We start from the raw sequence: 24,622 nt of genomic DNA, 5'->3' as shown, positions 1-24,622 counted from the left end.
ACCAGCGCTCGGCTTTGTGTCAGCCGCGTTCCCAGCCGACGAGAGCCCCTGGCCCGGCGCCCCGGCAGACCCGCACCCTGGACGCCCGACGATTCCAGGAGGACCGATGTCACTGACCGACGTCATCGACGGCACCCGCGAGGCCGTGCGGACGGACCGGCACAACGCGGCGGTGTCGTTCAGCGTCGACCACGCGCTGGTCGCGAACACCGCGACGGTGGTGGACGTCCGGGTGCGCGACCACGCGTTCACCGTCGACGAGCCGCCCGCGCTCGGCGGCACCGACCAGGCGGCGAACCCGGTCGAGTACGCGCTGGCCGCGCTCGGGTCTTGCCAGGTGATCACGTACCAGTTCTGGGCCGCGCGCCTCGGCATCCCGCTGGACGGGGTGCGCGTGAAGGTGGACGGCGACCTGGACCTGCACGGCTTCTTCGGCTTCGACGAATCGACCCGGCCCGGCTTCAGCGACGTGCGAGTGTCCGTGGAACTCGACGGCCCGGCCGCACCCGAGGTCTACGAACAGCTCCGCCGCGCGGTGGACGAGCACTGCCCGGTGCTCGACCTGTTCCGCAACCAAACCCCGGTCAGCACAACGGTTCGCTGATCACGACGGAGCCAATTCGCCGCGATAGGCGAACGTCCCGTCCGCGGAAACGCTCCACCGGTCGGGCAGCGTCGGTTCGGTATCCAGCTGCCCGGCCCTGGCGCCCTGGAAGTTGAATCGGGTGTCGGGAAACTCGGTCCACCACAACGAACCGTCGCTCGGCTCAGTGAGCGCCGACTGCTTGTCGAAGTCGGCGCATCGCTCGAACTCCCCGCCGCTGAAATCGCACCTTCCTCCGAATTTCGAGCGAAGAAACCAGGCTCCGCCGAGGAACCGCACCCCGCTCGCCAAGAAATGCCAGCCGAATCGCGTGTTCGTGAAGGCCGCTCGATCGAGAAACCTCGCGTCGCGGAAGCTCGCCAGCCGGTCGAAGTCGGCCTCGTAGAACCACGCCTCTCGGTGAAAGACGGTCTGGTCGAACCTGGCGACCACCAGGAACTGAGCTCCGCGGAAGGTCGCTTCGCCTACGACGCAATGCTCAAACCGGAAGTCGATCAAGACCGCGCGGTTGAGGTCGATATCGAGGACGCCCCACTTCTCCGGGGAGCCGTCCGCCTCCCGGAGATGATCCGCCAGCATTTGCTGCACCGCGAGCCTTACCTGAAGCTCCTCGCGTTCCTGTCGCTCGGCCTCCGACAGCCCGTTCTTCATCTCAACGGCTCTCGACCGCTCGTAATCCCACGACGGTTCCGGAAACGGCATCCGCAGATACGCGCAGATGACGTTGACGACCGCCTGCCGAAGCGTCGGATTCGCGTTGGCCAGCCGTTCGAGCGCGTACAACCCGCCGAGCCGCACCGGTGCCTTGTCCGAACCGATCTGCTCGACCGCCTTGGCGTACAGCTCGGTGATCCGCCGTTCGGTCAGGTCGAACTCGGTCGCGAGCTGGACCCGCTCCCGGTGACGCTGGTCCTCGGCGGTGGCGGCGATGGTCTCTTTGATCTGGATTTCCGTCGACCGCTGCCGCCGCGCCGCGAGCCACAGCGCGAACGCGCCGCCCGTGCCGACCGCGAGGCTCAGCGCCGTGCGGATGGCGTCCAGTTCGGCCCTGGCCGCGTCCGACGTCGGCGCCGTCGCCACCTGGCTCACCAGCAGCCAGGTGGCCGCGACGATCAGGACCGCGGTCGCCGCGGCGGCAGCGGCTACCCACCACCACCGCAGCTCCGGCAGCTTCTGCACCCGGACCGGCCGGACAGGCTGGCCAGGCCGATCCGAACCACCGGCGACGCCATCTGTCCCGCCGCTAGGCCCACCAGACCGATCCGAACCACCGGCGGCACGCCCTGCCACTCCGCTAGGCCCACCAGACCGGCCCGACCCACCGGCAGCACCATCTGTCATGCCGCTCTCATCGAACCGCGGCCGTCAGCCGCAACAAGCTCAGGCGAACTCGTGCCGCACGATCGTCTGCTCGCGGCCGGGACCGACGCCGATCGCCGAGACCCGGGCGCCGGACAGCTCCTCGATCCGCTCGACGTAAGCACGCGCGTTGGCGGGCAGTTCGTCGTAGGTGCGGCAGTGCGAGATGTCCTCGAACCAGCCCGGCAGCTCTTCGTAGATCGGGACCGCGTGGTGCACGTCGGTCTGGGTCATCGGCATGTCCGAGGTGCGGAAGCCGTCCACCTCGTAACCGACGCACACCGGGACCTTCTCCAGGCCGGACAGCACGTCGAGCTTGGTCAGGAAGTAGTCGGTGATCCCGTTGACCCGCACCGCGTAGCGGGCGATCACCGCGTCGAACCAGCCGGTGCGCCGCGAGCGGCCGGTGGTGACGCCGAATTCGCCGCCCTGCTTGCGCAGGTACTCGCCGGACTCGTCGTCCAGTTCGGTCGGGAACGGGCCGGAGCCGACGCGGGTCGTGTACGCCTTCAGGATGCCCAGCACCGTCGTGATGCGGCCCGGGCCGATGCCCGACCCCGCGCTCGCGCCGCCGGACGTCGGGTTCGACGACGTGACGAACGGGTACGTGCCGTGGTCCACGTCGAGCAGCGTGCCCTGCGAGCCCTCCAGCAGCACCGTCTCGCCACGCTCCAGCGCCTGGTTCAGCTGCAGCCGGGTGTCGGCGATGCGGTGCGCGAACTTCTCGCCCGCCGCGAGCACCTCGTCGGCGACCTGGTCGGCGTCGAGCGCCTTGCGGTTGTAGACCTTGACCAGCACCTGGTTCTTGAATTCCAGTGCCGCCTCGACCTTCTGCCGGAAGATCTTCTCGTCCAGCAGGTCCTGCACGCGGACGCCCACGCGGGCGATCTTGTCCTGGTAGCACGGCCCGATGCCGCGGCCGGTGGTGCCGATCTTGCGGCTGCCGAGGTAGCGCTCGGTGACTTTGTCGATCGCCACGTGGTAGGGCATGATCAAGTGCGCGTCGGCCGAGATCAGCAGCTTGCTGGTGTCGACGTCGCGCTCCTCGAGACCGGCCAGCTCGTCCAGCAGCACGCCCGGGTCGATGACCACGCCGTTGCCGATGACGTTCGTCACGCCCGGCGTCAGAATCCCGGACGGGATGAGGTGCAGCGCGAAGTTCTCGCCGTTCGGCAGCACGACCGTGTGGCCCGCGTTGTTGCCGCCCTGGTAGCGGACGACCCACTGGACGCGGTCGCCGAGCAGGTCGGTGGCCTTGCCCTTGCCCTCGTCCCCCCACTGGGCACCGATCAGCACGATGGCCGGCATGTGACACTCCAGGTGTTCGGCAATAGGAATAGTGACCCCGGACGGGGGCACGGGTGGCGCTGGCAAATGCCGGTGCATGACTTTAACGGAGGACGCCGGAGTGCGCGGAATAGTGGTGGCCTGCGGCGCCGCGGCGGATCTGCCCGCCCGGCTCGGCGACGTCCCGCTGGTGCACGCCGGGCCCCGTCCCGGCAAGGCGGAAATCGACCCCTTGCTGCGGGAACACGACCGGCTCGTCGTGCTGGGCACCGACGCCGACCTCGCCGCCGTGGTGGCGCGTCTCATGCGCCGCGACCTTCTCCCGGGCGTGTCCGTGGGTTTCGTGGCCACCGAGTCCGGCTCGCGCGTCGCCGCGCGCTGGCGGCTGCCCTCGGACCCGGACGAGGCGTTCGCGCTCGCCTGGAAGGGGGAGGACGCCGAGATCTCCCTCGTCCGCGACGACACCGGCGGCGTGCTCCTCGGGCACGCGAGGCTGCGCGATGTCAAGGGCCAGGCGTATTGCGACGAACAGGTGGCTTTCGACGGCTTCGTTTCCGGCATCGAGGTCGCACCGGACGACACCGGCGTGACCGCCCGAATCACCCGCGGCAAGCTCCTCAAACGATCTTCGACGTATCGCGGCCGCGCCTTCCAGCTCGGCTGCGTGCCGACGTCCTCGCTGGTCATCGACGGTGTCCCGCAGGAACGCGAGATCACCCGGCGGACCTGGTACCGGCATACCGCCGACCTCCGCGCGGTCCGCGGCTGACCCGCTCTCGCCGGCCGAGGTTCAGCCGGACTTGGACTCTCGGTGACTTTCCGTTTACAGAAGGTCGGTTTCCTGTCACCTGACGGTGTTGCGCACGCCACTTTCGTGGTCAAAGGTGAATCAGTCCCGCATCTGACCAGGAAGGCAGCAAAATGCCGACCACACGTACAGTTCGCAACTCCTTGACCGTCCTGGCCGGCGTCGCGCTGCTCGGCTCGGTCACGGTCGGCGTCGCCGACGCCACGCCGCCCGGCATCCCGTCGGCGGACACCGCGAAAAGCCAGCTCGCCGGCCTCACGGTGAAGCCGGACGGTTCGCAGGACGGCTACAGCCGCGACAAATTCCCGCACTGGATCGACCAGGGCAACAGCTGCAACACGCGCGAGATGGTGCTCAAGCGCGACGGCACGAACGTCCAGGTCGGCTCCGACTGCTACCCGACGTCCGGCAAATGGACCTCGCCGTACGACGGCGCGACCTGGAGTTCTCCGTCCGATGTGGACATCGACCACGTCGTGCCGCTCGCCGACGCGTGGCGCACCGGAGCCTCGTCCTGGACCCAGTCGCAGCGCCAGGCCTTCGCCAACGACCTGTCCGACCCGCAGCTGATCGCGGTGACCGACAACGTCAACCAGGAAAAGGGCGACAAGTCGCCGGACCAGTGGAAGCCGCCGTCCACCGGATACTGGTGCACCTACGCCAAGATGTGGGTGACGGTCAAGTACAAGTTCAAGCTCACCGTGAATTCGGCGGAGAAGTCCGCGCTGACGGACATGCTGGGCCGCTGCTGACTCGACCCGGCTACCGCGGGCACCGCCGCCGTCCACTGTTTCCGAACCGGCGGCGGTGCTGGCGGTCAGGGGTTGGCCAGTCGCAGGATTTCCCTTGCCAGCGCGTCGTTCTGCCGGAACGAGATCGCGTTCGTACGCGGCCGCGTGAAGGCTCCGGCCGAGCGGACGCTCGTGTGCGGGCCCACTGCGAACCGTCGCGGATGTGCCGCTCCGTCCACAGTGACCAGCCGGAAGTCGTTGAGCGTGGTGGCAATTCGCCCGGACGGCAATGTCGCACCGTCCACATCCGGCACGGTCTCCTCAGCCAACGCGCCAGCGTCGCGCAGGCTGCGCAACAGCGGGTCGGACACGCGCGGGACGCTCGCGTCAGGCAGCCGCGCCTCGATCAACGTGCGCGCGGCGACGGTGTCCGGGTGGCTGGCGCTCGACGCGACGAACGTTCCGGCCTTCACGTCAGCAGCGATCGAGATGTCCGCTCCCAGGAACGACACGACGCCAGCGTCCTCGAGAGCGAGCAGTTCCTCGAGCCGACGCGGCGGCGGACCGCTGGCGTAGTAAGAGAAAAAGCCATGGAACCAACCGTCCATATCGGACACTTGCGACGCGGCGGTCAACCGTCCGGTCGCGAGCAGCGCGGGCAGCTGACCGATCACCGACAGCAGCGCCATGAACGCGCCGAGGTCCGCGCTGTGGTGCACATCCGCCCGGCGCGCGAGGTCGGACTCGATGTATTTCCGCACCGCTTTCCCGAATTCCTCGCCGGAATCGAAGCGGCGGCCAGCGAACGGCCGGTCCAGCCGCTCCAGGTCGAGCCGGTCTTCCCGAGCCGGCACCGCGTCCGCGATCAGCGCGGCCATTTCGGCCGAAAACCACGGCAGGTCGGCGAATTTGTCCGCGAAGACCGCGAAATCCATCCGCACGCGGTCGGGATGCTCGGTGAACAGCTCGGTGTAATACGCCCAGGCGAGTTCCTTCGCGATGAGCGGCCACACGTCTACGCGGAAATCGAGCGGACCGGTCAATCCCTCGATCGCCCGCTGGTCGAAGAACCTGGGCAGCTGCAAGGGTTTTCCGCGCAACCGGTAGCCAGTCTTCGCGTGATACGGCACCCCGCGCCGCGAACCGACGTGCAGCACCGGCTCGGCACCGCTCGGGTGGTAGCGCAGCCCGCCGCACGGCAACTCCTCGAACCGGCCGCCACGCCCCTCGGTCAGCAACAGCATCAGGTCCACGAACGCGAGCCCGAAACCGCGCACTAGCACCGGTTCTCCGGCGGGCACCGCGGAGTAGTCGACGTCCGCGGTGTAGCCAGCGGGGTAGTAGGACAACTGGTGCTGCTCGGCGAACGCCTCCAGTTCGCGTTCGCGGGAGTCGGGGACCGCGTCGAGGTGGCCGACAGTCAGCACCACGGCATCGGCGGCCACGGCGGTGCCGTCGGAAAGCCGCACGGTCTCGTCGTCGTCGATGCTTTCGGCGGTGGCGAGGTGCTCGACCACCGTGATGCCGGGCGGAAGTTCGGCCACCACCTTGCGGTAAAACCACTCCAGGTACCGGCTTTGCAGCCGCCGCGTCGGGAAATCCGTGGAGGCGAGCGTCTCGAACTCGGCGCGGACGTCGTCCGGCACCAGATAGGCGAGTGTGCCCGCGCGCACCTGCCGCACCCACTCGATCAGCGACGGACCCGGCCGCACCGGACCGTCGATCCGGACGGTGTCGTCGGTGAACACGGTGACGTCCTCGGGCATCGAGTTCATCCGCAGCAGCGGCGACTGCTCGTACCGCCACACGCGGCCGGGGCCGGGCGGGAACGGGTCGATGAGATGGACTTCGATCCGCCGGTCGCCGAGGAGGCCGGCGGCGTTCGCGGACAGCCGTTCGAGGACGCCGACCCCGCGAGGTCCGGCGCCCACGATGGCGAGCGTGAACGTCGGGAGAGCGGTCACCCGGGCGAAGCTACGCGGCCGGATGGCCGGACGGCGGCCGTTCCACTCTGCGGACGGCCGACCCCATCGGGTGTGGCACAAACCACAAAGATCGAACCGGCCCCAGCGGGGAGTGCGGAGCGCTATCGTCTGGACACGTGGCGAACTGACCGTGACCTGTCGGATACCGGCGAAAGAACCTAGAGAATCACCAACAGTCACGAGACACTGAGCTTGACAACTCACTTCGTGTGACCGACCCGTGACCAGGAGGATCTAGGGTCACCCGTTGGTCACTAGTGCGGCACAGTCCGCGCACAGCAGCGGGGAGAACACGCATGACGACAGCACCACACCGGGTCACTTTCCGCGAGGTGTTCGGAGTCGCCGAGTTCCGCGCGATGTGGTTCGGCGAGCTGCTGTCTATCGCCGGTGACCAGCTGGCCCGGGTCGCGTTGTCCGTCCTCGTCTACGCCAACACCGGTTCGGCGACGCTGACCGGCCTCACCTACGCGCTCACGTTCTTCCCGTCGCTGCTGGGCGGTATCTTCCTCACCGGGTTCGCCGACCGTTTCCCGCGCCGGGCGGTCATGGTCGCCGTCGACCTCACGCGCGCGGTGCTGATTCTGTGCGTAGCCATTCCCGGATTGCCGTTCTGGGCACTATGCGTGCTCGTCGGCTGTGTTTCACTGCTGAATCCGCCGTTCAAAGCGTCTCAGCTGGCGTTGCTGCCGCAGGTGCTCGAAGGCGACCGGTTCGTGGTCGGCATGGGCATCCGGAGCATGACGGTCCAATCCGCGCAGCTGCTCGGATTCGCCGGCGGCGGCGCGCTTCTGCTCACGATGGACGCCCGTCTCGCCCTGGTGCTCGACGCGGGCACCTTCGTGCTCTCCGCGCTCTTCCTCCGCTTCGGACTGAAGGCGCGTCCCGCGGCGGCGAGCGGGGAAAAGCGCAAGCCGTTCTTGTCCTCGCTGAGCGCGGGCGGCCGGGTCGCCTTCGCGACCAGCGCGTTGCGGTCCTTGATGATCTTCACCTGGCTCGCCGGGCTGATGCCGGTGTACGAGGGCATCGCCGCGCCCTACGTCGCTTCCTCGGGCGGCGGGTCCGAAATGATCGGCTTCCTGCTCGCCGCCGACCCGGTGGGCAGCGTGATCTTCACCTTCGCCTACACCCGCTGGGTGCCCGCCGGGATCCGGCCGAAGCTGATCGGCCCGATGACCGCGCTCGCCGCGATCCCGCTGTTGCTCTGTTTCCTGCAGCCGGGCCCGGTCGTCTCGGTGATTTTGTTCGTGATCTCCGGCGGTTTCGGCACGATCGCGCTGCTGCAGGCGACCGCCTCGCTGACGGTCGCGGTCCCGGACGAGAGCCGGGCGCAGACAATGGGGCTGTCGAACACCGGATTGACCACGACGATGGGCGTGACACCGTTGATCGGCGGCGTCATCGCGGACCACGTGAGCGCCCAGACGACGGTCGGAATCTTCGGATTGGCCGGCTTGCTGATCACGATTCCGCTCGCGATCGCGTGGCAGCGCACCGTTTCCGGGCAGGCCGAAGAGGGGTCCGCGAAGGAAGCCACACGCGCCGAGCCTGCCTGATTACCCCGACATGCCCCGCGCGTGAGGCTCTGACCTGCGCGACCTTGCGGTGCTGCTACGCGGTCACTGTTCCTTGCTGCGCATCGCTGGTCACCCTTCATCCGGCGTGTTCGGGAAAAATGTACACACCTAAGGCCCTTGTGGACAGGCGGCAAACGGTCTGAAACTGTGAGTAAGGCGAGTGTCACTGTCGATCCGCGCAAGACCCGGGGGGAAGAATGGTCACATTGGGGGAATTTTCTGGGCTGGGGCTGCGCGCTGCGGTTTCCCGGTGGTCGCTCTGGTCGAGGCCGCGGCAGTGGGTCGCGGTCACGCTGACGAGCATGGCCGTCACCGCGGCGCTGACCGTGGTGAGCGCGCTGGTGTTCCCGGTCAGCCTCAAGCAGATCGGCATCCTCGGCATGCTCGCCGGACTCGCGATCGCGCAGACCGAGGTCACGCGGCAGATCGAGCGGCAGCGCCGGATGCTGAGCCAGGGCCCGCACATCACCGTCACGTCGGTGTGGCTGCTTCCGGCGGCGCTGCTGGTGCCGCCGCAGCTGGTGGCCGCGCTGGGCGTGATCATCTACGTCTACCTGGCGTTCCGCAGCTGGAACGGCACGCGCCCCGGTGAGGCGCACCGCGTCGCGGCCAACGCGACCACGATGATCCTGTCCGGCTTCGGCGCCGCGCTGGCCGGACACCTCACCGACGGCGGCAGCGTCACCACCGTGGTGGCAGGCGCGCTCGGATACTTCCTGGTCAACACCGCGCTGACCGGCCTCGGCCTGTACCTGACCGACCCGGCGAAGGCGACGGCCGAATCGTGCCTGGGCACGATGGACGACAACCTGCTGGAACTGGCGACCCTGTGCGTCGGCGGGCTGCTCGTGATGGTGCTGAGCCACGAACCGCTGCTGTCGGTGCTGGTGATCCTGCCGCTGTACGTGCTGCAGCGGTCGATGCTGATCAAGCGGCTCGAGGAACTCGCGACCACGGACCAGAAGACGCAGCTGCTCAACGCCACCACGTGGCAGGACGGCGCGCAGCGCGAGATTTCCCGTGCCGAGCGCGAGAACGGCAGCTTCGGCGCGCTGATGATCGACCTCGACCACTTCAAGCGGATCAACGACACGTTCGGTCACCTCGCGGGCGACGACGTGCTCAAAGCCGTTGCCGCCGTGGTGAAACAGGAGACGCGGGCACACGACCTCGTCGGCCGGTTCGGCGGCGAGGAGTTCGTGGCGCTGCTGCCGTCGACGTCGAAGGAAGACGCGATCGTGACCGCGGAACGGATCCGGCAGCGGATCAGCGAACTCGTGATCCCGACGCAGACGAACGAAGGCGAAGCGGTCTCGATCGAAAACCGCACCGCGTCTATCGGGGTGGCCGCGTTCCCGCTGGACGGGACGAGCATCGAGGAAGTGATGGCGGCGGCCGACGCGGCGGTGTATGCGGCGAAGAACAGCGGCCGCAACCGGGTCGTCGGCTCGGTCACGCCAACCCGGGAACTCGCGGCGGTCGCCTGACGGACCCCGGACCCGGCCGGCACCCTCCCCCGGCCGGCCGGGTCCATCCTTCGTCAGCCAGCCGAAAAGCGGAAATGACTGCTGTGCCGCGCACCGGGATCCGCCTGGCCCGCGACGACGAACTCGCCGCCGTCGCCGCGTTGCGCTGGCGATGGGTTGCGGACCAGGACGGCCTGCCGCACCGCGATCGGGCCGCATTCGTACGCGAGTTCGTCGCCTGGGCTCGCGCGCACGCCGAAACGCATCGCTGTCTGGTCGCGGTGCGGGACGAGCAAGTGCTCGGGATGGCGTTTCTCGCGCTGACCCCCAGAGTCCCGACGCCGCACGACTTTTCGCGGATTTGCGGCGACGTGCAATGCGTGTACGTCGTGCCGGAAGCTCGCGACAGCGGCGTCGGCGGCCTGCTGATCGAGGCGACACTGCGGCTGGCCGCGGAATTCGGGCTGGAGCGGGTGACCGTGCATTCCTCGGATCGCGCGATCCCGGCCTATCTGCGGCACGGTTTCGCGGTGTCGAAGAACCTGCTGCAGAGCGAACTCCGGATCGCGGTCGACGTCCCGGCTAACCGAACATATTCCTAGGCCCCTCCGGCTTTTTCCCCTGCGCGATCTCCCTGAACTCCTGCGCCACGTGCTGCACGAACGCGGCCGATTTGCGGGAGTCCAGGGAGATATCGCGGATCCGGTCCGCGACCTCGCAGTAGGTGTCGTCCCCCTCGTCGAGGAGGAAGGCCCCCGAGTGCTGATGCTCGAAGTAGACGATCGGGTCGCCGACCTCCACGTAGTACACGCAAAACCGCCCGGCGAGTCCCGGATGCCCGCCGCTGGCGGCGGGCACGACGCGGACCGACAGCTTCGCCGACGTCGCCATCAAGTCGGCGAGGAATCGCAGCTGCCGGGCCATGGTCGCGGGCCCGCCGATCGGATTGCGCAACGCTGCCTCGCCCAGCAGCACCTCGCACGGAATCGCGCCGGGGCCGACCACCAGCGGACGGCGCATCATCCGGATCTCCGCCTGGCGTTCCGCTTCCTTCAGCGGCAGTCCGTCGGCGAGGAACAGCGCCCGCGCGTAATCCGGGATCTGCAGCAGTCCCGGGATCAGCAGCGGTTGCCATTCGACGACGGACGTCGCGGCGCGTTCGCAGGCGAGCAGCCCGCCGAGGTGGTCCGGGTCGGATTGCTTGCCGCGGGCGACCCAGCCCGGTTCGGCGGTGCCGCGCGCCAGTTGCAGGATCCGTTGTTTCTCCGCACCCACGACGCCGAGCGCGCCGAGGATGCCCGCGACGTCCTCCAGCGCGGGAACCCGTTGTCCCAGCTCCCAGTTCGACACCAGGGCAGGGTTGGTGCCGACTCGCCGGGCGAGTTCGCGCAGTCCGAAACGGGCGTCGACCCTGGCCTCGCGCAGTGCGGTGCCGAGGGTGCGGATCCGGGGGGTGAGCATGGCCGTGCCTCGCATGGCCGCCTTTGTAGGTGTCACCAATTGCGAACACCTCTAGCTGTCACCCGAAGGTGGGCAACCTGCCGGTCGCGCCCGGGTTTTCGGCGGGGCGCGACCGGCAGGCCCGCGTCACTTCAGTCCGGTCGCCTCGGCCGCGGCCGGGTCGGAGTCGGCGAGGAAGGTCTTGCAGCGCTCGTGCTCCTCGGACTCGCCGATGCGGCCCGCGGCGGTGCCGAGCGCGGCGAGCGCGCGCAGGAAACCCTGGTTCGGCCGGTGCGCCCACGGCACCGGGCCGAAGCCCTTCCAGCCGGCGCGGCGGAGCTGGTCGAGGCCGCGGTGGTAGCCGGTGCGGGCGTAGGCGTACGCGGCGACGGTCTCGCCGTCGGCGAGCGCGCGTTCGGCGAGCGCGGCCCAGGCCTCGCTGTAGTCGGGGTGTTCGGCGGCCACGGCGGACGGGTCCGTCCCGGAGTCGAGCGCGGCCTGCGCTTCGGTGTGCTCGGGCAGCAGCGTGGGCTCGGGGCCCAGCAGGTTGTGCGTCATGCCGCCATTGTGCCCACGATGTCCTCGGGTCAGAGGAACAGGCTGGTCAGCACGCCTCCGCCGGCCAGAACGAGTGCTGCGATCAGCACGGCGGCGACAGCTCGTTTCGGCATCATGGGCCGACACCTTGCCGTGCCGGGCCGCGCCCGGGCAAGTCCGCCACCCGTAGGGGTGAACCCCGGTTTTCGCCCCTTGTCCCGCCGCGTCCTCTTGCGGCAGGGAATGATGGCGCCTATGACGAAGGCGGTTGAAGGCGTCGCCGGCCCCGCGGTCCCGCGCGGACCCGTAGGCAAGACCAGGCTTTTCTTCGCGACGCACTGGCACCGCGGCGCACCGGGAGCACCGACCCCGGCGTGGGTGCTGCGGTTCTGTTACGGCATGTGGCTGACCGCGTTCGCGTTCAAGCTCGTCGGGTCGTCGTGGGACATGTCGTGGCACTTCAAGTGGCTGCGCGACGACCTCGCCCCGCCGCACCTGATCAACACCGTCGGCACGGTGATCATCGTCGTGCTGGTGGCGATCCACAGCTACACCGGCCTCGGCTGCGACCGGCGCTCGCTGCGGCTCATGCAGGCCGGGCTGATCGTGTTCCTGGTCGCCGCGCCGCTCGACGTGATCAACCACCGCGTGAACGGCCTCGACCTGACCGCGTGGAGCCCGTCGCACATGATGCTGTACCTCGGCACGGGCATCATGCAGGCAGGCGTCCTGCTCGGCTGGCTGCGGCTGTCCCCGCCGGGCCGCTTCCGCACCGGGGTGCTGCTCGCGCTGTGGGCGTTCTTCCTGGAGAACACCTTCTTCCCGAACGGGCAGCAGGAGTACGGCATCCTCGGCCTGCGGGCCTGGGAACGCGGCACGCCCGAGGCCGAGCCGACGCTGCTGTCGTTCGCCGCCAACCAGATCGGCCACCCGGTCGACCGGGCCGCGGTGCTGCACTTCACGATGCCGATCCCGGAGTGGGTGTACCCGCTGTGGGGCATCGGCGTGTCGGCGCTGATCCTCGTGCTGGCCCGGAAAACCGTCGGCAAGCGCTGGGCCGCGCTGACCGTGGCCGGAGCGTACGTCGCCTACCGCGGCGTGATGTGGCCGCTGCTGCTCGCGCTGGGCTTCCCGGTGTCGACCGTGCCGTTCTATCTGCTGGCTGTCGGGATCGCGGTGGACTTGGCCTTCCTCCTGCCGCGTCCCGCGCTGACGGGCGCGGTTTTGGTGACGGCGCTCGGGTATGGCGCGTTCTGGGTGCAGTCGCAGTTGCGGCCTTGGCTGCTCGGGGACCAGCCGACGGAATCGGCTCCGCCGGTGGCTTATTGGACGGCGTTGGTCGCGGTGGTGGCGGTGTTCGGGTTGTGGGCTGGGGCTGGTCCGGCGAAGGAATGGTGGAGGAGCCGCAATGCGTCATCTCATGTCGGAATATAGCCGCATTTCGGAAGGCGTTGCCGTGCGCAACCACAATGGAGCGCCTATCAATACCCGGCCGTGCCCATCCTGCGGCCCGCCTAAAGTTTCCGCCAAATCGAAGTCTTGATATATTTCAGCGAACCATTCACCGCCATGCAAAACGTCCCCATACATGTAGCCGCGTTGGGGATGATCAACCTTCGCAGGTTGATCATATAACCCTTGAAAGGCAGCGATCTTAACCGCCTCTCGGGCCATATTTTCACGATTCTCCCATCGTGAGGGTGTTACTCGACATTCGCTCTGGAGAAACTTATAAATGCTTCCCGAGGCGGACGAAGTCCACCCGCGCTCGACCGGACCGTCCGCCGGGGATACGAAGTCAGAGTAGTTCTCTACGCTACCAAACAAACATACAGCAGTAATATCGCCGCGGGAAGACCTTTGCGGAATGTACATCATTGCCATATCCGTATCCGCGCCGACGAATTCACCGAAGGCCACCGAGCCCTGACCTCTCGCAAAGCAGATCGGAGCAGGAGACCCTAAATCCGATACCACCTCGTCACCAAGAACAGACTCGACCTTTGATGCCAACTGCGGCTTGGTCAGAGACGAGTACTCGACAACCCACTCAACTACCGGAAGGAAGCTTTTAATGTTAGGCGTGGAAATTTTACGCTGCTTCCTGTCGTTCAATCCAACACCTTGATCCCCCAAAATTCCGAGCACCCGACGATTGGCCCAATAGATATACCGACGAACGCCAGTTTCCTTCTTCATCAAACAGCCTCCCACTGCACTACCGGCCAACTTCAACGCGAACCTCTTCGCGAATTCTCGAAAAAATCAAATTAATCTCGCGTTTTGCGTCAAAAAACTCAGAGCTGGCGCGGTACGAATTCGGCGTCAAGTCTTCAGTATTCTCGAGAATTTTTTTAAGATCACGAATTGCCCATCCTACAAAATCATACATCTTTCGATAGAACTCTCCCATAAGATCGCGAATGGCGTCGTTCCAGTAATACTGAGTAGCAGCTACTTCACGCGGCGGCCGCAGTGTCGACCACGACCAACTTTCCAATTTTCTATTCAGATCATTAAGATTCGTTCTATTATCTGAATACAATGCGACATGCACTCCGTCGACATCGATTTCTAGTTCATAGAGCCAACCCATCAGCTGGCCGTATGCATGCTCTACCTTTTCGAGCCGCCTTCTCGCCTCGTCAGCGTCGAGCTTCGCCTGGAGGCATCGCTCGATTACGGCCAGGTCTCCAGCGGGTTCGTGGCTGGCCAGACCCGGCGGAAACGCCCGGTTGACGCGGTAGCTGAGCAGACTGCCGAGCACCACTCCTGCAAGTGAGGTCACCGCAAACATCCAAGCAGAGGTCATCAATGCATAGTGCCCCTAATACGAGCACCGCGCGACCCTGAAGCTGCAAGGAGTCGGACCACTAACACAATCCCCCGGCACCCTTCAGAAGCGTTGGCTGGTGTAGCTGACGCTGAACCCCCTCAACGAGGATGGTGCAGGCACCCACCTTATGAGGACAGAAGGCGGCGGTAATAGTCGGTGGCCGGCTTGAGGCCGTGGTCCGGGTCGGCGTTGTACAGCCCGTCTGGGCCTTTCGGGCCGAAGCTGTATGGCTGGTACAGCGTCGCGCAGGAGGGTTCGGTCTTGGCAAGTCGTTGCCAGCGTTGCCATTCCGCGTCGTAACGGGCGAGGTGGTAGCGCATCGCGGCTTTGTCGGATCCGCCGGCGTACCCGCGCAGCATTACTTCCCAGCCGTGGTGTACGACGCGGTGCCAGGATTGGCCGTAGCGCGCGGACACTCGCAGGTACGTCCGGTCGGCGTGGTCGCGCAGCGGGAGCGTGCCGGACAGCGCGACGATTTCGTCCCACATCCGGGCCGCCGCGGCTTTCTCCGCTAGCACGCCTTCGACGCGTCCAGCGGCGACGATCGCAGCGTAATCGCTGGTCAGGTCCTTGTCCGAACCGCCGAGGAACTGGTCGCGGGTCCACATCAGCCTGTTCATCGGGTGCACCACGCTGTAGTGTCCGCGCAGCACGGCGGCCGCGGAAAGCAACGCCAGCCGGCGGAAGCGGCGGATCTGGTCGCCGCGCAAGCCGAGCCGCGTCGTCGCGTATTCGGTGAACGCGCCTTCCTCGCCGAGGCCAGTGTCGCGGGTCCAGCGGGCGATTACCCAGGTGTTGAGGTCGCACCACAATTCGTTCTGCAGATACGGCCCGCGCCAACCGCCGCCGCGGGACCAGGTCCAGATTCCGGCGATGATGGGGTTGTCGGCCACTTCGGCGATCCCGATCGGGCCAGTGCGCTGCGACGTGCGGAATTCCTCGAAACCGTTTACTACGCCGTCGATCACGTAATTCGGGAACGCGCCCTTGCCCTCGTACTCACGCTGGCATTCCACTTCGATGATCTGCCGGTGTTTGCCGACGCCGATGGTGCGGTTGAACGGGATGGTCCGCCAGAAGTCCTTCTCGGTGTGCTTGATCGAGAAGACCAGGTTTTCGTGCGTTTCGACCTGGTCGGTCACCTGCCGGTAGAAGGCGGGGTCGCTGGTCAGCTTGTCGCTGCCAGTGGACCAGGTGCGGTAGAAGACCCGTTTGCCTGCGCGTACGCACAGCTCGTCGCGCAGGATTCCGAGCAGGGTCAGGTGACTCGCGGCACCGTTGGTGATCGGGTTGTTTCCGGTGTGGAACGGCACGTTCTGCAGGTAAGTCTCACCGGTGCGGACGACGATTCCGTCCAGGCCGGGGAAACGCGCGCAGATCTCGCGCAGCATCAGCCGGTGGATTTCCTGGGTGAGCGGACGGTCGAGGCTGATTCTGCCTTTGCTGTCGAGTATTTGGTCGCCGTAGAGTTCGACCAGCCGTTTCGGCAGGACGATGAGGTCGGTGAAGAAATACGCCGCGATACCCGCCGCGTGCGCTCGCGCGATGTGTGCGTCGATCTTCTTCGCGGTGGCTTCCACCCACGCACGACCCGGTGATCCAGCGGGGAAAACGCGTTCGTCGAACGTCTCGAAGGTGATCGCGGTCTGCGGCGGGGTGAACTCGTTGATCACCTGACCGTCGTAGCCGTAGCTTTTCAACGTCACGGGATCGTTGAAGCGACTGGAAAACAGCGGTTCGCCGGGATTGTTCTGGACCATGTCGAGCAGGAACGGCAACCGCCGCCCCGGCTTCGGGTCAGCGAACGCGGTCCCCGCCGTGGCGGCCAGTGCCGCGAGGGCGACCCCGCCGCGCAACGCCGTCCGCCGACTGGTTTCCCCACCCATGGCCGCCACCTTCGAGAGATCTGATGTATTCGCTCGACCATAAGAAAGGCATTCCGCGGAAGTCAATCGGCCAATCCGCGCGTTCATGCATGTGAACACCTGTCTTGACCAGACAGGATGCTTGCCGGTCGTTCGGCGACCTGGTACCCCTGAAAGGCCAAGACATCTGATGACCGCCGCCGCGACGGGAGTGGATGCGTCATGGACCAGGCAGGAATCACCCGCCGAGGCGTGCTCGCCGCGGCGGGTGCCGCCGGACTGCTCGGACTCACCGCGACCCAGGCCCGAGCCACCCCGGTCGCCACGCCTTGGTACCCCTCCGCCAAATTCGGCATCTTCATTCACTGGGGCGCTTATTCAGCCGCGGCTTGGGGCGACGCGAAACACGCCGCGGAATGGTACCTGTACGCCATGAACGTCACGGATCCCGCGCGCGGCACCGGAACTCGTGACCACCACCTGAAAACCTATGGCGCGGATTTCGCCTACGACCAATTCATCCCGCGCTTCACCGCCCGCCGCTACGACCCGCACTCCTGGGTGCGCCTGTTCGAACAAGCCGGTGCCCGGTATTTCGTGCTGACTTCCAAGCACCACGACGGTTTCCAGCTGTTCCGCAACACCGCGTCGGACCGCAATTCCGTCCGCCTCGGCCCCGGCCGCGACCTGGTCGGCGAACTCTTCTCGGCCGCCGAACACTCCCGCCTTAAACGCGGTCTCTACTATTCATTGGGCGAGTTCTACAGCCCCGCGCTCGGCACCGCGCCCAGAAACCCTTACACCGGCGCGGAAATCCCCTACACCGGGTATCGCCCGGTCGCCGACTACGTGACCCAATACGAGCACGCGCACCTGAGAACCCTGATCGACCAGTACGACCCGGACCTTTTGTGGGCAGACGGCCAGGGCTACCACGACTTCGGCGGCGGCCCGATCTTCCGGCCGAAGACGTGGGATTGGCGCAGCGACGAAATCCTGTCCTATTACTACCGGAACGCCGCCGACCGACCCCGCCCGAAGAGTGTACTGGCAAACGACCGCTTCGAGGCCTCGCACGCGGATTTCGCGACCGTGGAAGGGGACAACAAGAAGTACGTCCTGCGCCCGGATCCGTGGGAAGCCTGCCTGAATATCGGAAAGTCCTGGGGCTACAACGAAAACGAGGATCCGGCGAAGATCAAATCCTCGGTACAGTTGCTCCGGCTGCTCGCGGAAGTCGTCAGCAAGAACGGAAACCTGCTGCTCAACATCGGCCCGCGAGAGGACGGCACGATCGCGGACTGGATGAGTTCGCGGCTGCTGGACATGGGCCGCTGGCTGCGCATCAACGGCCGCGCGATCTACGGTGCGACCCCGTGGATTCGCGCGATGGACGGCGATCTTTGCTATACGCGGACGCGGGGCGCGTTCCACCTGATCCCGCTCCACTGGCCGGACGGCCGGCTTCTCGTGCCGGGTGATGTGCCCATCACCGGCCGGTCCCGAATCCGCTTGCTGGGCGGGCCTTCCCGGCCGCTGCCGTGGACACGGACGACAGAGGGAATCGTGCTCGACCTGCCTCGGCACCGGACGGATGGCTTCACCGAGGAATTCCCGGCAGTCCTTTCGGTGACGAATTGGTGAGCGGGCCGCGCGACCCGCTCACCAGCCTCGTTCGCGCCACTCGGGAAGCTTCGGACGTTCCGCCCCCAACGTGGAATCCCCGCCGTGTCCGGGATAGAACCACGTCTCGTCCGGCAGCTCGCCGAAAATCTTCTCCTCCACGTCCTTGAGCAACGACGCGAACCGAGCCGGGTCCTTCTCCGTGTTTCCGATCCCGCCCGGGAACAGCGAATCGCCGGTGAAGAGATGCGGAATGCCTTCAGGATCCCGATAAACGAGCGCGATGCTGCCCGGCGAATGACCGACGAGATGCCGAGCCGTCAATTCGACCTCGCCGACGCGGATGAGGTCGCCATCGTCCACCGGAACGTCAATACGGGCCTTGATCCCGTCGATGTCATCGCGGCCCGCGTAGGTACGAGCACCGGTCGCCTCGGCGACTTCCTCCAGGGCGATCCAGTGGTCCCAATGCTGGTGCGTCGTCACGATCGACGCGAGACCGCCGTCGCCGACCAGGGCGAGCAGGGTTTGCGGGTCGGCCGCCGCGTCGATCAGCAATTGTTCTCCGGTGGCGCGGCAACGCAGCAGGTACGCGTTGTTGTCGATCGTCCCGACGGAGACTTTCGAGATGATCAGCCCGCTGGTCTCGCGCACGTCCGCGGGGCCGCCAGTGGTCACCACTCCGGTGTAGGTCATGGAGTCCCTCCCTCGTCCCGGTCCAGCCAACCGATGCGGCGAGGAGCCGTCAACCGAGTCTCGGCGGGCAGCGCTTCGCGTGCCTTCTTCGAGTACTCCTCAACCTTCTGGTTGGCCTGTTCCAGGGTGATCGTCGGTTCCATTCCGGCTCCGCCCGTACCGCACGCGGGCAAGGACCACGTCAGAACGGCGACTGCCGCCAGGCAGATCACGGAGGCGGGTCGCCAGCGGCTTGCCCGCGATCTCATCGAGCTTCTCCTTGCCCGGCCAATCCCTCTCACCTAAACAAAGCAGGAAGGCCGCCCCGATCACAGATCGAGACGGCCTCCCCAACAAACCCCGTCAGCCCAGCTTCTTGCCCGCCGAGCCCAGGGCCTGCGAAGCCTCCACCACCCGGGCCGCCATGCCCGCTTCGGCGGCCTTCAGGTAGCTGCGCGGGTCGTAGACCTTCTTGTTGCCGACCTCGCCGTCGATCTTCAGCACGCCGTCGTAGTTCTTGAAGAAGTGGTCCGCGATCGGGCGGGTGAACGCGTACTGCGTGTCGGTGTCCACGTTCATCTTCACCACGCCGTAGGACACCGCCTCGCGGATTTCCTCCGGGAGCGAGCCCGAGCCGCCGTGGAAGACCAGTTCGAAGGGCTTCGAGCCGGACGGCAGGCCGAGCTTCTCCGAGACCACTTCCTGGCCGCGCTTGAGCACGTCCGGGCGCAGCTGCACGTTGCCCGGCTTGTACACGCCGTGCACGTTGCCGAAGGTCGCGGCCAGCAGGTAGCGGCCCTTCTCGCCGGCGCCGAGCGCGTCGACCGTCTTCACGAAGTCGCCCTCGGCCGTGTACAGCTTCTCGTTGATGTCGTTCGCGACGCCGTCTTCCTCGCCGCCGACGACGCCGATTTCGACCTCGAGGATGATCTTCGCCGCCGCGGCCTTGGCGAGCAGTTCCTGCGCGATCTGCAGGTTCTCGTCCAGGTCGATCGCCGAACCGTCCCACATGTGGGACTGGAACAGGGGCAGGCCGCCGCCGCGGACGCGTTCGGCGGAGATCTCGATCAGCGGGCGGACGAAGCCGTCCAGCTTGTCCTTCGGGCAGTGGTCGGTGTGCAGCGCGACGTTGACGTCGTACTTCGCCGCCACCACCTGGGCGAACTCGGCCAGCGCGGTCGCGCCGGTGACCATGTCCTTCACCTTCTGCCCGGACGCGAACTCCGCGCCGCCGGTGGAGAACTGGATGATCCCGTCGCTCTCCGCCTCGGCGAACCCGCGGATCGCGGCGTTCACGGTTTCCGACGAGGTCACGTTGATGGCCGGGTAGGCGAATTCGTCCTTCTTCGCCCGGTCGAGCATCTCCGCGTACACCTCGGGGGTGGCGATGGGCATCGGTTCCTCCTCGAGACGACTGGCTTCTACAGCGGCATCGTACGAGGTGGACCGGCCGGGGCGACCGGTCCTACCTCACACGAGACGAAACCGACTGGAGCGATTCAGAGCAGCTCGGCCGCGATTGCCCGGTAGGCAGGGAACGGATCCTCGTCCAGCGACTGCACGCTGACGTGCCCGGCTCCCGCGTCGAGGTGCGCCTGCAGGCCGTTGGCCAGCGCTTTCGCGTCGCCGTGGACGGCCAGCGCGTCGATCAGGCGGTCGCTGCCCTTCCCGGCGACGTCCTCCTCGGAGAACCCGAACTTGCGCAGGTTGGCGGTGTAGTTCGACAGGCCGAGATAGAACTGCACGGTCTTGCGGCCGGTCTCGCGCGCCCGCTCCGGATCGGTGTCGAAGACGACCTTCTGCTCGGGCGCGAGCAGCGCCGCCGAGCCGAGGAGTTCCCGCGCGGACCGGGTGTGCTCGGGGGTGGTCAGGTACGGGTGCGCGGCCGCGGTGCGGTCGCGGGCGAGTTCGAGCACCTTCGGGCCGAGCGCGGCCAGCGCGCGCGACTCCTTCGGCACCCCCGCCGCGTCGAGCGCGTCCAGGTAGTCGACCAGCGCCGCGTACGGCTTCCGGTACTCCTGCGTGTGCTCGCGGTGGCCCGCGCCGACGCCGAGCAGGAACCGTCCCGGGTGCCTTCCCTCGATCCGGTGGAACGCGCGCGCGACGTCCTCGGCCGAGACAGCCCAGATGTTGACGATCCCGGTGGCGACCTTGATCCGTTCGGTCGCGTCCAGCACCTCGTCGACGATCGCCAGGTCGCCGCCGGGCGAACCGCCGAGCCAGATCGTGCCGTAGCCCAGTTTCTCCACCTCGGCCGCGAACGCGCCGTCCACCTGAGCCGACATCCGCCACACGCCTAGCTTGCCCAATTCGATAGCCATGTCCCGCCCAACGCGCGAGAACCCGGTTTTCCTCCCGCCCCGGCCGGATTAGGTTCGAAAGCATGACGAAGCTCGGCACTACGGAACTGGATATCCACGGCCTCAACCTCGGCTGCAACGTCTTCGGCCACACCGCGGACGAACCCACGTCATTCGCTGTTCTCGACGCGTACACCGCGGCCGGCGGCAACTTCCTCGACACCGCCAACACCTACGGCGGCGGAGGCGGTTCCGAGACGATCATCGGCAACTGGCTCGCCAAGCGCGGCCGCCGCGACGACCTCGTCATCGCCACCAAGGTCGGCGCGGGGGAGCAGCGACCCGGCCTCGCCGCGAAGAACATCGCCGAGGCGGTCGAAGAATCGTTGCGCCGCCTGCGAACCGACCACATCGACCTGTACTACGCGCACAAGGACGATCTCGACACTCCGCTCGAAGAGACCCTCGGCGCGTTCGACCAGCTCGTCCGGGACGGCAAGGTCCGCTACATCGCGGCGTCCAACTACGAACCGGACCGGCTCTCCGCCGCACTGTCCATTTCGGACCAGAACGGCCTCGCCCGCTACGTCGCCCTGCAACCGCATTACAACCTGGTCGAACGGGATTACGAGCGCGAACTGGCCCCGCTCGTCGCCCGCGAGAACCTGGTGACGCTGCCGTATTTCGGGCTGGCCAAGGGATTCCTCACCGGCAAGTACCGTTCGAAGGACGAGCCGGGCGACTCGCCGCGTGCTCCGCGGGCGCTGGAATACCTCGACGCGCGGGGCGAACGCGTGCTCGCCGCGCTGGACGAGGTGGCCGCCGCGCACCAGGCCTCGGTGGCCAGTGTCGCGCTCGCTTGGCTCCGGCAGCAGCCGACCGTCGCCGCGCCGATCGCCAGCGCCCGCACCCCGGAACAGCTGGTCGATCTGCTCGCCTCGGTCGAGCTGAACCTGACCGACGCCGAACTCACCGCTTTGGGCGAAGCGTCGAACTGATACTTACCGAGGAGTAGCTTACTGCGGGTAGGTTGTTGTACGGTGCCCTCCGGACAGGCGAAAACCGGCTCAGGAGGGCACCGTGGCTCAGCAGAAGCAGGTCGACGGCAAGGTCGTGCTCATCACCGGAGCCGCTCGCGGGATCGGAGCCGGCCTGGCCGAGCGGCTCGCCGCGCGCGGAGCCAAGGTCGCGCTCGTCGGGCTGGAAGCCGACGAACAGGAAGCGGTCGCCAAGCGGATCGGGCCGAACGCGAAGTCCTGGGAAGCCGACGTGACCAGCTGGGACGACCTCGAGCGCGTCACCGCGGGCGTGGTCGAGCACTTCGGCGGCATCGACATCGTCATCGCCAACGCGGGCATCGCGACCGCCGGATTCGTGCGGTCGGTGGACCGCGCCGCGTTCGAGCGCGTGATCGAGGTCGACCTGCTCGGCGTGTGGCGCACGTTCCGCGTGACGATGCCGCACGTCATCGAACGACGCGGCTATCTGCTCGGCATCTCCTCGCTCGCCGCGATCACGCACGCGCCCGGCATGGCGAACTACGCCGCAGCGAAGGCGGGCGTCGAGGCGTTCTGCAACAGCCTCCGCGCGGAGGTCGCGCACCTCGGCGTGAAGGTCGGCGTCGCGCACCCGACCTGGATCCGCACCGACCTGGTCGAAAGCGCCGACGCGCACCCGGTGTTCGGCAAGCTGCGCGCCGGGATGCCGGGCCTGCTCGGCAAGACCTACCCGCTGGACGTCGCGCTCGACGACCTGGAGGCCGGGATTCTGCGCCGCGCCCGGACGATCCACGTGCCACGCTGGGTCGGCGGCCTGAAGCTGCTGCGCTCGTTCCTGCCGCCGATCGTCGAACTGGGCGCGCGGACGCGGGTGCCGGCGGCGGACCGGGCCGCGCTGAAGGACGTCGAGGAACGCGGCGCGTTCGAGTCGTCGGTCAACGGCCACGGCGGACGCGCGGCCACCAAACGCAGCTGAGGAGCGCCATGTCCCGTCGCGATCAGATCCGGATGACCCCGGACGAGGTGCAGGCCTACCTGGCCGGGCAGAAGGTCATCAACGTGGCCTCGATCGGCCCGAACGGCAGGCCGCACCTCGCCCCCCTCTGGTACTACCCGTACGAGGGCGGGGTCGCGACGTGGACCTATGGCACCTCGCAGAAGGCGAAAAACCTGCGCCGGCTGCCCGAGGCGACCGTGCTGATCGAAAGCGGCGAAACGTATGAGCAGCTGCGCGGGCTTTCCTTCGAGGCGGACGTCGAGTTCGTCGAGGACACCGAGCAGGTCACGGCCATGGGGATCGCGCTGATGATGCGCTACTCCGGGGCCGAACCGGGCGCGCCGGTGCCCGACGAACTGCGGACCTTCATCGAACGGCAGGCCCCGAAGCGGGTCGGGCTTATCCTGCGTCCGACGAAGATCGCGAGCTGGGACCACTCGAAACTCGGCGGCACCTACTAGGGCACCAGGGCCACGAAGCTCAGCCCCGAAGTGCGTTCCGCCAGGTCGAGAGCGGAGTCCGGGTCGGTCAAGTCCGTCTTCAGCAGCTCGACCGCGGAAAGGTCCAGGACGCCCGAGCGGACCAGGTTCCACACCGTCCGCACCGTGTCGTCGTCGCTCATCCACGAGCCGCGCAGGGTGAGCCTGCGGTGCATGAATTCGCCGTACGGGATGGTCAAGTCCTGGCGTACGCCGCCGACGAGCACCAGGGTGCCGCGCACTCGCAGGCTGTCGTAGGCGGCCATCGTCGCGTCCGCCGTCGGGGTGGCACCGAGAGCGTCGAGGGCGACGTCCACCGGGCCGATCGCCGCCGCGTCCGTCGCGCGATCGCCGGTCAGCTGATGGGTACGCACCCGCGAATCGAGTTCGGCCAGCCGGTCCAGCGCCGCCTGGTTGCGGCCGACCGCGGTCACCGTCGCCGCGCCCTCGGCCAGCGCCAGCAGCACCGCGGCACCGCCCATCTGCCCGGTCGCGCCGAGCACCGCGACGTCGCGTCCGGCCAGTGGACCCGCGGTATGCAAACCCGCGGCGGCAACGCAGAGCCACGGCAGAAACGCCAGCCGCGCCGGGTCCGGGTAATCCTCGGCCCCGGGCAGTTTGACCATCGTTTCCTTGGCGCACAACGCTTTCTCCGCGAAGGCACCGTTACGCCACACCGCCCGCATACGGTCCGTGCGCTCGTTGCCGCCGGAAGCGCCGAGGCCGACCCAGCCGACCAGGATCTCGTCGCCGTCGCCCGCGTTGAGCAGCGCCGTGTCCAGCACGAGGTCGCCGGGCGCGACGTGGAAGACATCCGGCGCGACGGCGGTCACGCGGCCGATGCACGAAGGGCCGAGAATCAGCGGAAGCGGAAGGCCGCCACGCCCGCCCGTCACCACCGCCTTCGTATAAGCCGGGAGGTGCGAGGCGAGCACCTCCACGATTACGCCGCCGCCCCGCAGCGCGGGTTCGGGCACTTCCGAGAGGCGCAGGCCTTCTGCGTCAACAGTCCAAGCTCGCATACAACCAGCCTGGTGCGCCGTTAAGCTGGTATC

24 protein-coding genes are annotated in these 24,622 nt (G+C 67.3%); 11 read left to right on the top strand and 13 right to left on the bottom strand.

Features of this window, described 5'->3' with window-relative positions; translation table 11 throughout:
* Nucleotides 1-106 precede the first annotated feature (106 nt).
* Complete coding sequence (locus F9C12_RS25150) at nt 107-604, top strand: OsmC family protein (protein WP_409184293.1); 498 nt, start codon at nt 107-109, stop codon at nt 602-604.
* On the opposite strand, the gene F9C12_RS25145 is transcribed toward F9C12_RS25150, so the two are convergent.
* Nucleotides 605-1,783, bottom strand: coding sequence for a pentapeptide repeat-containing protein (locus F9C12_RS25145; RefSeq protein WP_409462029.1), 1,179 nt, complete (start codon nt 1,781-1,783; stop codon nt 605-607). It abuts the gene before it with no gap.
* Between the two features lie 201 nt (nt 1,784-1,984).
* Nucleotides 1,985-3,271, bottom strand: a complete 1,287-nt coding sequence (locus F9C12_RS25140; protein ID WP_009084870.1) for an adenylosuccinate synthase — start codon at nt 3,269-3,271, stop codon at nt 1,985-1,987.
* A 76-nt stretch (nt 3,272-3,347) separates the two neighbouring features.
* On the opposite strand from F9C12_RS25140, the gene F9C12_RS25135 reads away from it, so the two are divergent.
* On the top strand, nt 3,348-4,019 hold the full coding sequence (locus tag F9C12_RS25135; RefSeq protein ID WP_409462028.1) for a hypothetical protein: 672 nt from the start codon (nt 3,348-3,350) through the stop codon (nt 4,017-4,019).
* A 152-nt stretch (nt 4,020-4,171) separates the two neighbouring features.
* Entirely contained in the window at nt 4,172-4,810 is a 639-nt protein-coding gene (locus tag F9C12_RS25130; RefSeq protein ID WP_409184290.1) for an HNH endonuclease family protein, read from the top strand.
* Nucleotides 4,811-4,875: 65 nt separating this feature from the next.
* Here F9C12_RS25130 and F9C12_RS25125 read toward each other — a convergent pair whose 3' ends face one another.
* Nucleotides 4,876-6,753, bottom strand: coding sequence for an FAD/NAD(P)-binding protein (locus F9C12_RS25125; protein WP_409462027.1), 1,878 nt, complete (start codon nt 6,751-6,753; stop codon nt 4,876-4,878).
* 317 nt (nt 6,754-7,070) lie between these two features.
* Between F9C12_RS25125 and F9C12_RS25120 the strand changes: the two genes are divergently transcribed.
* The 3 genes from F9C12_RS25120 (at nt 7,071) to F9C12_RS25110 (ending at nt 10,419) form a co-directional block, all read left to right on the top strand.
* On the top strand, nt 7,071-8,330 hold the full coding sequence (locus F9C12_RS25120) for an MFS transporter (protein ID WP_409184288.1): 1,260 nt from the start codon (nt 7,071-7,073) through the stop codon (nt 8,328-8,330).
* Nucleotides 8,331-8,653: 323 nt separating this feature from the next.
* The gene (locus F9C12_RS25115; protein WP_409184287.1) at nt 8,654-9,838 is read left to right on the top strand and encodes a GGDEF domain-containing protein; all 1,185 of its coding nucleotides are present in this window, start codon (nt 8,654-8,656) and stop codon (nt 9,836-9,838) included.
* A 74-nt stretch (nt 9,839-9,912) separates the two neighbouring features.
* Entirely contained in the window at nt 9,913-10,419 is a 507-nt protein-coding gene (locus F9C12_RS25110) for a GNAT family N-acetyltransferase (protein ID WP_409462026.1), read from the top strand.
* Here F9C12_RS25110 and F9C12_RS25105 read toward each other — a convergent pair.
* Together F9C12_RS25105 and F9C12_RS25100 are read right to left on the bottom strand one after the other, a co-directional pair.
* Nucleotides 10,400-11,293, bottom strand: a complete 894-nt coding sequence (locus F9C12_RS25105) for a helix-turn-helix domain-containing protein (RefSeq protein WP_409184285.1) — start codon at nt 11,291-11,293, stop codon at nt 10,400-10,402. The two genes, F9C12_RS25110 and F9C12_RS25105, sit on opposite strands and share 20 nt — an antisense overlap.
* A gap of 111 nt (nt 11,294-11,404) precedes the next feature.
* Nucleotides 11,405-11,815, bottom strand: coding sequence for a DUF3151 domain-containing protein (locus tag F9C12_RS25100; RefSeq protein ID WP_409184284.1), 411 nt, complete (start codon nt 11,813-11,815; stop codon nt 11,405-11,407).
* A gap of 234 nt (nt 11,816-12,049) precedes the next feature.
* Between F9C12_RS25100 and F9C12_RS25095 the strand changes: the two genes are divergently transcribed.
* Entirely contained in the window at nt 12,050-13,228 is a 1,179-nt protein-coding gene (locus F9C12_RS25095) for a hypothetical protein (protein WP_409462025.1), read from the top strand.
* On the opposite strand, the gene F9C12_RS25090 is transcribed toward F9C12_RS25095, so the two are convergent.
* From F9C12_RS25090 to F9C12_RS25080, 3 genes are all read right to left on the bottom strand, one after another.
* A complete protein-coding gene (locus F9C12_RS25090) occupies nt 13,208-13,993 on the bottom strand; it encodes a hypothetical protein (RefSeq protein ID WP_409462024.1) in 786 nt (261 codons plus the stop codon). The two genes, F9C12_RS25095 and F9C12_RS25090, sit on opposite strands and share 21 nt — an antisense overlap.
* Before the next feature lie 19 nt (nt 13,994-14,012).
* On the bottom strand, nt 14,013-14,606 hold the full coding sequence (locus F9C12_RS25085) for a hypothetical protein (RefSeq protein ID WP_409462023.1): 594 nt from the start codon (nt 14,604-14,606) through the stop codon (nt 14,013-14,015).
* A gap of 149 nt (nt 14,607-14,755) precedes the next feature.
* Entirely contained in the window at nt 14,756-16,516 is a 1,761-nt protein-coding gene (locus F9C12_RS25080; RefSeq protein WP_409462022.1) for a hypothetical protein, read from the bottom strand.
* A gap of 201 nt (nt 16,517-16,717) precedes the next feature.
* Here F9C12_RS25080 and F9C12_RS25075 point away from each other — a divergent pair, with 201 nt between their 5' ends.
* Entirely contained in the window at nt 16,718-18,139 is a 1,422-nt protein-coding gene (locus tag F9C12_RS25075; protein ID WP_409462021.1) for an alpha-L-fucosidase, read from the top strand.
* 18 nt (nt 18,140-18,157) lie between these two features.
* Here the strand turns inward: F9C12_RS25075 and F9C12_RS25070 are convergent, their stop codons facing one another.
* The 4 genes from F9C12_RS25070 to F9C12_RS25055 form a co-directional block, all read right to left on the bottom strand.
* Nucleotides 18,158-18,814, bottom strand: a complete 657-nt coding sequence (locus tag F9C12_RS25070) for an MBL fold metallo-hydrolase (protein ID WP_409462020.1) — start codon at nt 18,812-18,814, stop codon at nt 18,158-18,160.
* Nucleotides 18,811-18,957, bottom strand: a complete 147-nt coding sequence (locus tag F9C12_RS25065) for a hypothetical protein (protein WP_409462019.1) — start codon at nt 18,955-18,957, stop codon at nt 18,811-18,813. The genes F9C12_RS25070 and F9C12_RS25065 overlap by 4 nt, the downstream gene beginning before the upstream one ends.
* Nucleotides 18,958-19,156: 199 nt before the next feature.
* Nucleotides 19,157-20,188 carry a class II fructose-bisphosphate aldolase gene (fbaA, locus tag F9C12_RS25060; RefSeq protein ID WP_409184276.1) on the bottom strand — a complete coding sequence of 344 codons (1,032 nt, stop codon included), beginning with the start codon at nt 20,186-20,188 and terminating at the stop codon, nt 19,157-19,159.
* A 104-nt stretch (nt 20,189-20,292) separates the two neighbouring features.
* Nucleotides 20,293-21,114 carry an LLM class F420-dependent oxidoreductase gene (locus tag F9C12_RS25055; RefSeq protein WP_409462018.1) on the bottom strand — a complete coding sequence of 274 codons (822 nt, stop codon included), beginning with the start codon at nt 21,112-21,114 and terminating at the stop codon, nt 20,293-20,295.
* A gap of 62 nt (nt 21,115-21,176) precedes the next feature.
* On the opposite strand from F9C12_RS25055, the gene F9C12_RS25050 reads away from it, so the two are divergent.
* From F9C12_RS25050 to F9C12_RS25040, 3 genes are all read left to right on the top strand, one after another.
* Nucleotides 21,177-22,091, top strand: coding sequence for an aldo/keto reductase (locus F9C12_RS25050; RefSeq protein WP_409462017.1), 915 nt, complete (start codon nt 21,177-21,179; stop codon nt 22,089-22,091).
* Nucleotides 22,092-22,173: 82 nt separating this feature from the next.
* Nucleotides 22,174-23,067 carry an SDR family oxidoreductase gene (locus F9C12_RS25045; protein WP_409462016.1) on the top strand — a complete coding sequence of 298 codons (894 nt, stop codon included), beginning with the start codon at nt 22,174-22,176 and terminating at the stop codon, nt 23,065-23,067.
* A gap of 8 nt (nt 23,068-23,075) precedes the next feature.
* Entirely contained in the window at nt 23,076-23,549 is a 474-nt protein-coding gene (locus tag F9C12_RS25040; protein WP_409462015.1) for a pyridoxamine 5'-phosphate oxidase family protein, read from the top strand.
* On the opposite strand, the gene F9C12_RS25035 is transcribed toward F9C12_RS25040, so the two are convergent.
* A complete protein-coding gene (locus F9C12_RS25035) occupies nt 23,546-24,589 on the bottom strand; it encodes a zinc-binding dehydrogenase (RefSeq protein WP_409462014.1) in 1,044 nt (347 codons plus the stop codon). The genes F9C12_RS25040 and F9C12_RS25035 overlap by 4 nt on opposite strands.
* Nucleotides 24,590-24,622: the final 33 nt, after the last annotated feature.

The sequence above is a fragment of the Amycolatopsis sp. GA6-003 genome, from assembly GCF_046267895.1.
Taxonomy (GTDB): Bacteria; Actinomycetota; Actinomycetes; order Mycobacteriales; family Pseudonocardiaceae; genus Amycolatopsis.
This window is presented reverse-complemented; position numbering and strand designations above follow the sequence as displayed.